The organism is Bacillus sp. MUM 13, assembly GCF_001866725.1.
Classification (GTDB): Bacteria; Bacillota; Bacilli; order Bacillales; family DSM-1321; genus Peribacillus.
In genome coordinates this window covers 92,333-101,924 of the sequence record NZ_MLYQ01000018.1, presented here as the reverse complement: position 1 = coordinate 101,924, position 9,592 = coordinate 92,333, and the positions used below count along the sequence as shown (strand labels likewise).

Sequence of the window (9,592 nt, the reverse complement as noted above, 5' to 3'; positions counted from 1 at the left end):
GGGGAAAATAATAAATAATAAAAATAGTTGAAAATTCTAAAAATGATATTTATACTCTTTTTAGACAGATATGTAATCACCTAGTCATCAGATGACCATACATTTGAAAACGGTTACTTTAAGTGGAGGAGCATATTTGTACATAATTAAAGGGAGGAACCTTATGTCATTTCAGCAGAATTTCACCGCAGTAGGAAATAATCTCGCACTCTCCTCGCTTATTGCCCTGATTCCTATCTTATATTTTTTTTGGGCACTCGCAATAAAACGAATGAAAGGCCATATTGCCGGACTTACGACACTTATCGTAGCCTTGTTGACTGCTGTTCTGGCATTTAAGATGCCGGCAGGAATGGCTGTAACGTCAGCCACTCAGGGAGCAGTTTACGGTATATTGCCAATCGGATGGATCATCATCACTTCTGTTTTCTTGTATAAGCTTACTGTGAAGACCGGCCAGTTTGACATTATCCGGTATTCAGTATTATCCATTACAGAAGACCGGCGAATCCAGGCATTATTGATTGCATTCTCGTTTGGAGCCTTTCTTGAAGGGGCTGCAGGCTTTGGGGCCCCGGTGGCGATTTCGGCAGCACTTTTGGTTGGGCTGGGCTTCAATCCCTTATTTGCAGCAGGCCTGTGTCTGATTGCCAACACTGCTCCCGTTGCTTTTGGAGCAATCGGTATTCCTGTAATCGCAGTAGAGGGACCAACAGGTGTCCCGGCGATGGAAATATCTAAGATGATCGGCCGGCAGCTTCCATTTATATCCTTTTTTATACCGTTCTATTTAGTAGTGATTATGGCAGGTTTTAAAAAAGCAATGGAAATCATTCCGGCTATTCTAGTCTCAGGAGTTTCCTTTGCATTGACACAGTATGTTACTTCCAACTTTCTTGGGCCTGAACTGCCCGATATTCTTTCAGCTCTCGTCTCCTTGTTCACAATGGTGATTTTCTTGAAATTCTGGAAACCGAAGACTATCTTCCACTTTCCAGGGGAGCAGGAAATGGCTGCTTCTGTAGCCATCGATGCTGTCAGCACTGAGAAGCATTATACCAAAGGACAGGTGTTTAAGGCTTGGTCTCCGTTCCTGGTACTGACTGGAATGATCTCCCTTTGGGGAGTTCCCGTTTTGAAGCTTGCTTTAACAGGGCACTATCAAGGGAGCAGTGCCGTATTAAAAGCGGTCAATTCCTTGGGACATGCTTTAACATTCGCGCCGGAAGTGCCTGCTTTGAATAACAAAGTCATTAATATTGACGGTCATGCCATCGAGGCCGTTTATAAGCTTGATTTTTTAGGTGCGGCAGGAACTGCGATTTTCATTGCGGCACTTATAACGAAGTACATCGTGGGAATATCTTGGAAAAACTGGGCTGCCGTTTTCGGCGAGACACTAAGCGAGTTGAAATTTCCGATACTTACCATTTGCTCTGTAGTAGGATTTGCCTATGTGATCAATGCTTCCGGCATGAGCACTACGCTAGGGATGACACTTGCCAAGACAGGATCGTTATTGTTTCCGTTCTTTGCTCCATTTCTTGGCTGGCTCGGGGTTTTCATAACTGGCTCGGATACATCAGCAAACCTTTTATTCGGAAACCTTCAGAAGATTACAGCAGAGTCGATTGGTATGAACCCAATACTTGCCATTGCGGCAAACTCTTCAGGAGGGGTTGCCGGAAAGATGATATCACCGCAATCGATTGCCGTGGCCTGTGCAGCTGCGGGACTAGCGGGAAAAGAATCAGACTTATTCCGTTTCACAGTTAAGCACAGTCTGTTTCTCGTCGCCTTAATAGGGATCATAACATTCTTGCAGAATACGGTTCTTTCTTGGATGGTTCCTTAATTTACTACATGTAGAGAGTTTTAGATTATCGTATAGCGGTTGTAAATGGGTATGCATTTGATACTGGCAATAAATACGTTTAAAACAGAAATGGGGGAGGAAAATTGCTGGAAATTCTAGTGAAAGAAAAAATAATTGCCGTTGTGACGAGAGAGAATTTTGATGATTCAAAAACAGGGCGGCTCGTTTATTCATATGATTCCACACCGAATTATCAAGCACTTCCAGATGCAGTTGTCAGTCCAAGAAATACGGCAGAGGTAGCGGAAATTGTTAAGATTTGTAATGAACATCAAGTTCCCATTGTGCCGCGGGGCTCCGGCACCAACCTTTGCGGAGGCACCTGCCCTCTTGAAGGCGGGATTGTGATGCTGTTTAAGCATATGAATAAAATCCTGGAAATTGATGAAGAAAATTTAACTGCGACCGTACAGCCAGGGGTCATTACGTTTGATATCATCACTGCAGTAGAATCAAAAGGTCTATTTTACCCGCCTGACCCGGGTTCCATGAAAATCTCGACAATCGGCGGCAACATTAATGAGAACTCCGGCGGTCTCCGCGGTTTGAAATACGGTGTTACAAGGGATTATGTCATGGCTCTGGAGATTGTACTGGCTAACGGGGAGATTATCCGCACAGGCGGAAAGCTTGCCAAGGATGTAGCGGGTTATGACTTTACCCGTCTCTATGTCGGTTCAGAAGGTACACTTGGAATTGTAACAGAAGCTACCCTAAAGCTTATTCCGATTCCTGAGGCAAAAAAGACGATGCTCGCTCTATATCAGGATATGGAAGCTGCTGCGAGATCGGTTTCGAAAATCATTGCAAATAAAATCATACCGGCTACGCTGGAGTTCCTTGATCAGCCGACTTTAAAGGTAGTAGAAGACTACGCGAGGATTGGGCTCCCGACAGATGTGAAGGCAGTTCTATTAATTGAACAGGACGGCCCTCCGGAAGTAGTGGAGCGGGATATTAAAAAAATTTCTGAAATTTGCAGGCAGGAAATGGCGGTATCTGTTCAAACCGCTCAGTCTGAAACAGAAGCCGAGGCTTTACGGACAGCTCGAAGGACTGCGCTTTCGGCACTTGCCCGTCTAAAGCCGACGACCATTCTCGAAGACGCGACCGTACCTAGGTCAGAAATCGCAAAAATGGTAAAAGCGATTAATGATATTGCCGCTAAATACAACTTAGATATCTGTACATTCGGCCATGCAGGGGATGGGAATCTGCATCCGACATGCCCGACTGACGCGCGCAACCATGAGGAAATGGAAAGGGTGGAACATGCTTTTGCTGAGATTTTCGAAAAAGCCATTGAACTCGGCGGAACCATTACAGGTGAACACGGCGTCGGCATCATGAAATCTCCTTACCTTGAGTTGAAGCTTGGAAAAGCAGGGATCGCTGCCATGAAGGCAGTAAAGACCGCATTGGATCCCAATAATATCATGAACCCTGGGAAAGTATTCATGGACGAAAGCAGAAAGCGGGTGAAGGTGGGACAATGACAAAGCTCAAAGAACGGCAGAAGATACAAAAACAATTTAATGAGCGTATGAATCAGGAAGAATTGCTGAATTGTATGAGGTGCGGCTTTTGCCTTCCATCCTGCCCGACATATATTGAATCGGGTTTCCAGGAATCACACTCGCCGCGGGGCAGGATTGCCTTGATGAAGGCAGTGGTCGACGGCCTGATCGAACCGGATGAGGATTTCGAGAGATCACTTGACCTGTGCCTGGGCTGCCGGGCATGTGAACCAGTCTGTCCATCCGGCGTTAATTATGGTCAGCTTTTGGAAGAGGCAAGGGATATCGTGAACCAGAACAAAAGGCATTCACTGCCGGTCAGAGCGGTAAGGAAGGCTGTTTTTCATGGATTATTCCCCCATCAAAATCGAATAAAGAACTTAACTGGCTTGATTGGGTTTTATCAGCGTTCCGGTTTGCAGAAGGCAGCAAGAAAAACTGGCATGATGAAGCTATTACCTGAAAATCTTGCTGCAATGGAAAAGGTGCTTCCACCCGTTCCCACGAGGAAGGAAATGAAAAACCGTCCTGAACATTTGCCATCCATCGGAACACAGACAGGCAGGGTCGCTTTCTTCAGCGGGTGTTTAATGGACACGGTTTTTCTTGAAACCAATAATGCCACGATGAAGCTGCTGCAGCTAGCCGGCTGTGAAGTGGTCATACCTAAAGGACAGTCCTGCTGCGGAGCCCTTCACGGACATAGCGGGGAAAAGGAAAGTGCAAGGGAGCTGGCGAAAAAGAATATTCAGGCATTTGAAGATTTGAATGTGGACTTTATTATCACAAACGCTGGCGGTTGCGGGGCATTCCTGATAGATTATGATCACTTGCTAAACGATGATCCGGTCTGGAAGGAACGAGCCGCCGCTTTTAAAGGAAAAATTAAGGACATCGCAGAGGTACTCGTTGCCGCAGGTTTCCATGAGAAGGTAAAATTGCAGCTGCCGCCACAGGTGGTTACCTATCAAGACTCCTGCCACCTTAGGAATGTGATGAAAACCTCATCGGCTCCAAGGCTGCTTATCCAATCCATAGAAGGTGTGGAATTCAAGGAAATGCAGCAAGCCGATCGCTGCTGCGGCTCAGCTGGAATCTATAACATTATCGAATCCGAAATGTCGATGAGATTGCTGGATTCTAAGATGGTCCACGCAACGGCCACACAGGCATCTACAATTGTTACAGCCAATCCTGGCTGCCTGCTTCAAATGAAGCTCGGCATAGAGCGGGAAGGACTGGCTGCGAAAATGAGGGGAGTTCACTTAGTAGACCTGCTGATTGAGGCAGTGAAGAAAGAGGCGGTGGTTTAGGGTTGACGGCGTTATCGGAACCAGCTGTTTTTCTTGATAGTCCAGCAGTATTGCATGGACGATACGGTGCAGCGGCGCTTCGTGTGGAAGTGCCTGATTTTAAAAAGCGGAGTATAGTACTAAGAATCTATTAAACGCATAGCAGGGATAGTAAAATAACAATGGGACTATTGGGTTTGATATTATCCCCTTTAAATAGACAGTGTAAAAAGCCCGTGAAGTTAAATGGGTGTTACACTACTATTTGGAGGGGATTTTTCTATGGCTATAAAGGGACAAACTTTTCAATAAACGGAGCAGGCAGTTATGTTTTTTTATCTAATCATTTGGGACTGCGAAGCTCAACCCAGTTAAAACCACTCTATTTGTGCAGGGTGTTGATAAAAATGAGGTATCAAATCCGTAATTTTAGTATTAGTAATAGCTGAAGAAGGAGGGCTTGTGATGCTAAAGCCGAAATCAAATGAAGAATACCCCGCATATTATCAAACATATATTGATCTAGTTCCAGCGGGGGACTTAAAGGATGTTCTAACCAGACAGCTTGAAGAAACACTTACATTGTTATTGGGTGTTACGGAAAAAGAGGCAAACTACCGGTATGCACAGGGAAAGTGGACTTTAAAGGAAGTAATTGGCCATATCACAGACGTTGAAAGAATTATGAGTTACAGGCTGCTTAGAATATCGAGAGGAGATCAGACTCCGCTTGCCGGATATGACGATGAACAATATGTGAAAGAGGCATTGTTCCGCACACGCCTCCTTTCTAGTTTACTAGATGACTATAAGGCTGTAAGGAACTCGACTATATCACTATTGAATGGTTTGCCTCATGAATCAGAGACAAGAAAGGGGTTTGCCAACAATGGCGAGATATCTGTAAGGGCCCTTGCTTACATAATTGCCGGCCATGAACTTCATCATGTGAACATCATTAAAGAAAAATATTTGGTATAAAATACAGAGCTCTTTATTATCGGGGCCATGCATGCAAGGGGATGTAGCATGGAGGAATATTTAAGTTATACTGTGGTCATTTTGTTATTGTGCGGTTTGTTTATGGTTTATTTCAGCAGTTCAAACATACGGCGGACAATTGGAAAAAGAGACATAGCTCCGGAAATCTATTTAGAGTATTGTTAATGAACGGGTTATGCTGCATCTCATATTGCGGATTCATCATTTCGTATGTGATGAATGTTTTAATCTATGCAAAATGGATGGCATCACCACACTTCACAGCCAATATGACAGGCTTTGGGTGTTTGTCTTTGGCTGTTTTCGTAAACTTTGTTGCTATGGAACAAGGTGGTTGATTTTTGCTCCAGGATGCTCCCTTTCCGCGGGGCGGGCGGTGAGCCTCCTCGGCTTCGCCTGCGGGGTCTCACCTGTTCCGCTAATCCCGCAGGAGTTTCGCACCTTACGCTCCAATCAACCTGACTTAACAATGGAATGGCTGAAAAGAACACATTAAAAAAACAACAATCTTTAAGAAAAGAGCCTTGTTTTTTCTTGTCCTTATTCTTGAGTCTAAATTCGGCATGATGCCCAAAATCGCAAAACGGGCTGATCCATTTAGTAAATAAAGGATATTTAAATAATAAAATCGAATGTAATAGTTTAATATCTGGAGGTGTTTTTTTATGGGAAACCCTATTTTAAATCAAATCGGAACAGTTTTTATACCAGTAAGCAGCATTGAGAAAGCAAGGGATTGGTATTGCGGTCTTTTGGGTCTGGAGGCAGATGGAGAAATACAGTTTGGCCATATTTACGTCATCCCCATGGATGGGACGGGGATTGTATTAGACAGCAAGATTTTCTCAAAGGAACATATAGTGAAAACTCCTTTATTCCATTTCAATACACATAACATCGAAGAAGCCTTTCAATATATGAAAGAAAAGAATGTCACTTTGCTAACTGACATCCAGCATGAGCATTATTTTAATTTTGAAGATCCTGATGGAAATCATCTTATGGTTTGTAAGTGCTGATTAAGCGGTTAGCTTAAACTTTTTCTGATGAGGGAGGAAGCGTATGAATGTAAAAAAAGCATCGGTTTTCATCTTGTGTTTTGCTATCCTTTTCTCGCTGCTGCATCCAAAACAGTCCTTCGCCAAATGGGCTTATGCTTTTGTAGTCTATGATGGCTATACCTATGTATTGAGTGAAGAATCTGTAACAGATATCGATAAGGAAATAGGGGAAGTCACGAAGTATTCAGATATTGAAGGCACGTACTCTGGCAACTTTTCTAACGAATATCACAAAGGGACAAAATACTATTCTATCAAAGGCATTAGCACCGACCAGGCAATTGCAGTTGCCGATCATGGCCATTACAAAAAGGCCGAAAGAAGAGGAAAATATGAAGGGAAAAAAGTAGCACCTATCCGTTATATTGAAACAGGTTTAATTATTTTTGTAATCGTTGTCCTGCTGATGTATGCTTTTCGTTCAATTAAGGCCCGGCGCTGAGTTGCTTTATTGCTGGATAAGGGGGATCATGATGGAAATCAGAAAACTTCATAATGATGAGGAATATCCGATGAATCTTCTGCTTGAGGCTGATCCTTCAGAAGAAATTGTTAAAGAATATCTCACTAGAGGCGAATGTTACACAGCTTGGGACGAGGGGCAAATGGCAGGAGTTTATGTGCTGCTTCCCACAAGGCCGGAGACAGCGGAGCTGGTGAATGTCGCAGTCGCAAAAGAAAAGCGCGGCAAGGGGATTGGAAAAGAGCTGATTATGCATGCAATAAAATCGGCTAAGGAGAAAGGCTTTACAACCATTGAAGTGGGTACAGGAAATTCAAGTATAGACCAGCTTGCATTCTATCAAAAATGCGGCTTTAGAATGAATGGTATTGAAAAGGACTTTTTTATAAAGCATTATCATGAAGAAATCTATGAAAATGGCATCCGGTGCAGGGATATGGTTCGGCTATCCCAGGATTTATAGAATAAAACACAAATTTGTTGTTCCCGTCAGATTAAGGAGACCTTTACTTATTTGTGAAAGTGGTTTTCCAGAGGCCTTGCCTGCATACTCTGGTATCTTAGTATAACGAACATCATATTGTGAAAGGGGTGTAAAGTTATTGAGAAGATTTGAAGCAATGCTATTCGATTTAGATGATACATTGCTTGATAGGGATCATGCAGTAGATAATATGTTTTTAATGATTTTAGAAAAGTGTTATCCCGGTGTTAAACATTCTGCAATAATGCTGCAGAAATTTAAAGAATATGATAAAAGAAGCTATGGCAGTAATGATAAAACAAAAGTCCTGGAATCATTTTTCGATGAATTTCCGCCAAAATATAGATTGCCCCGCAATGACATTCAGGATTATTGGAATAGTAATTTTCCAAATTGTTTTTCTATAGACCAGAATACTGCAAATATCGTAAATGCTATAAGGATGCACATGAAAATTGGCATTATAACAAATGGCGCATCGCAGAGACAAAAAGCTAAAATACTTAAAACGAATTTAACTAATTGTTTTGATATAATCATTATTTCAGAAGAAGCGGGAATTAGTAAACCTGACAAACGCATATTTGAATTAGCAATAAATAGACTGAATGTGCTGCCGGAAGCCATGTTATTCGTTGGAGATAACCTAGTATTAGATATTGGCGGCAGTCAAAATGCAAATATAAAAGGGATATGGTTCAATCCTCATATGAAAAAGAACGATACCGAAATAAAACCATATGCCGAGATTGATTCTTTGGATCGTTTATTGAATTATATTACATGAGCAGCTTAATCAAATAATGACCGGGATTTGATTCTTGGATATCAAATTAGTTTTCAAAAGGCTGTTTTCGTAAGCTTTGTTGCTATGAAACACAGGATGCTTGCTTTCCGCGGGGCAGGCGGTGAGCCTCGCCGGCTGCGCCTCCTGCTAATCTAAGCAGATGTCTCGCGCCTTAAGCAGTCAGTCATCCTTCGCAACTCAATATAAAGAAACATCGCTATTTGTCATAATAGCAAGCACACCATTTTTATCAACAGACTTTATTTTAACCACAGCATCCCCGGAATAGCTTCTTTCAAAGTATCCAATTACAGTTTCGCTGTGCACATTTCCTTTTAAATCTTTATATACAATATTCAATGCGCCTTCATTGAAATCTGCCTTGGAATTTTTGACAGGGTCCACATGTAATTTGTACGAAGATTTTGCCGCAACCGGCGGGATGCTGATATCCTTTTTAATATGATTGTAGGTCACATACAGGCCGGCTATTTCCGTGTTGGTCTGATTTTTTACCTTGATATCCAATCCGCGCTGACTGATATAAAAAAAGGCCGCTGCTGCAAGGGTCAAACCTATTAGTGTGATGCTAATTAAGAACTTTTTCAAAGTACCACTCCTTCTGCAACCGGTATAAATTGGGCCATGCTTCGTTAATATAAGATTAACATATTTAACCATATTGCATTAGAATAAAGACTCACTTTCACCAGGTTTTCAGTTCAGGTCTTAAGGGTATTTATTGATAAAAATAGTTTACTCGATGAGGTGAGAGAGTGGGCAAGAATCAGCATGCTGCACCGCATCCCGGCGGAGGCTGGCAGGTGAAAGCTGAAGGAGTTAAAAGGCCTTCGGAGGTCACGGATACAAAAAAAGAGGCTGTGGATCTTGCGAGAGAGATTTCCAAAGATGAGAAATCTGAATTATTTATTCACGGGAAAGACGGAAAAATACAGTCCAGGGACAGCCATGGACATGATCCATTTCCGCCAAGGGGCTAGCCGTTTGTGGGCTGGCCTTTTCTATTTTAAGACTATATTCGGTTCCTATTTCATAATGTTGATTCAAAAAAACCGTGAATATTTTAATAACGGGTTCCGTTAAGAGGGA

11 protein-coding genes are annotated in these 9,592 nt (G+C 42.6%); 10 read left to right on the top strand and 1 reads right to left on the bottom strand.

Annotated features, from left to right (window positions below; translation table 11 throughout):
* Nucleotides 1-163: 163 nt before the first annotated feature.
* The 9 genes from BIV59_RS06435 (at nucleotide 164) to BIV59_RS06400 (ending at nucleotide 8,482) form a co-directional block, all read left to right on the top strand.
* On the top strand, nucleotides 164-1,855 hold the full coding sequence (locus BIV59_RS06435; RefSeq protein WP_071350633.1) for an L-lactate permease: 1,692 nt from the start codon (nucleotides 164-166) through the stop codon (nucleotides 1,853-1,855).
* Nucleotides 1,856-1,959: 104 nt separating this feature from the next.
* Nucleotides 1,960-3,372: a glycolate oxidase subunit GlcD gene (gene glcD, locus BIV59_RS06430; protein ID WP_071350632.1), complete on the top strand. Its 1,413-nt coding sequence runs from the start codon at nucleotides 1,960-1,962 to the stop codon at nucleotides 3,370-3,372.
* Nucleotides 3,369-4,706: a (Fe-S)-binding protein gene (locus BIV59_RS06425; RefSeq protein ID WP_071350631.1), complete on the top strand. Its 1,338-nt coding sequence runs from the start codon at nucleotides 3,369-3,371 to the stop codon at nucleotides 4,704-4,706. The genes glcD and BIV59_RS06425 overlap by 4 nt, the downstream gene beginning before the upstream one ends.
* 2 nt (nucleotides 4,707-4,708) lie before the next feature.
* Entirely contained in the window at nucleotides 4,709-4,840 is a 132-nt protein-coding gene (locus tag BIV59_RS24215) for a hypothetical protein (protein WP_276205126.1), read from the top strand.
* 310 nt (nucleotides 4,841-5,150) lie between these two features.
* Nucleotides 5,151-5,666 (top strand): DinB family protein, encoded by a 516-nt coding sequence (locus tag BIV59_RS06420; protein WP_071350630.1) that lies wholly within the window; start codon nucleotides 5,151-5,153, stop codon nucleotides 5,664-5,666.
* A gap of 686 nt (nucleotides 5,667-6,352) precedes the next feature.
* Nucleotides 6,353-6,706 carry a VOC family protein gene (locus BIV59_RS06415; protein WP_071350629.1) on the top strand — a complete coding sequence of 118 codons (354 nt, stop codon included), beginning with the start codon at nucleotides 6,353-6,355 and terminating at the stop codon, nucleotides 6,704-6,706.
* 43 nt (nucleotides 6,707-6,749) lie between these two features.
* Nucleotides 6,750-7,190, top strand: coding sequence for a hypothetical protein (locus BIV59_RS22730; RefSeq protein ID WP_139194322.1), 441 nt, complete (start codon nucleotides 6,750-6,752; stop codon nucleotides 7,188-7,190).
* Nucleotides 7,191-7,221: 31 nt separating this feature from the next.
* Nucleotides 7,222-7,674: a GNAT family N-acetyltransferase gene (locus tag BIV59_RS06405; RefSeq protein ID WP_071350628.1), complete on the top strand. Its 453-nt coding sequence runs from the start codon at nucleotides 7,222-7,224 to the stop codon at nucleotides 7,672-7,674.
* Nucleotides 7,675-7,831: 157 nt separating this feature from the next.
* A complete protein-coding gene (locus tag BIV59_RS06400; protein ID WP_071350643.1) occupies nucleotides 7,832-8,482 on the top strand; it encodes an HAD family hydrolase in 651 nt (216 codons plus the stop codon).
* Nucleotides 8,483-8,680: 198 nt separating this feature from the next.
* On the opposite strand, the gene BIV59_RS06395 is transcribed toward BIV59_RS06400, so the two are convergent.
* The gene (locus tag BIV59_RS06395) at nucleotides 8,681-9,091 is read right to left on the bottom strand and encodes a hypothetical protein (RefSeq protein ID WP_071350627.1); all 411 of its coding nucleotides are present in this window, start codon (nucleotides 9,089-9,091) and stop codon (nucleotides 8,681-8,683) included.
* A 167-nt stretch (nucleotides 9,092-9,258) separates the two neighbouring features.
* On the opposite strand from BIV59_RS06395, the gene BIV59_RS06390 reads away from it, so the two are divergent.
* Complete coding sequence (locus BIV59_RS06390; protein ID WP_071350626.1) at nucleotides 9,259-9,483, top strand: DUF2188 domain-containing protein; 225 nt, start codon at nucleotides 9,259-9,261, stop codon at nucleotides 9,481-9,483.
* Nucleotides 9,484-9,592 lie beyond the last annotated feature (109 nt).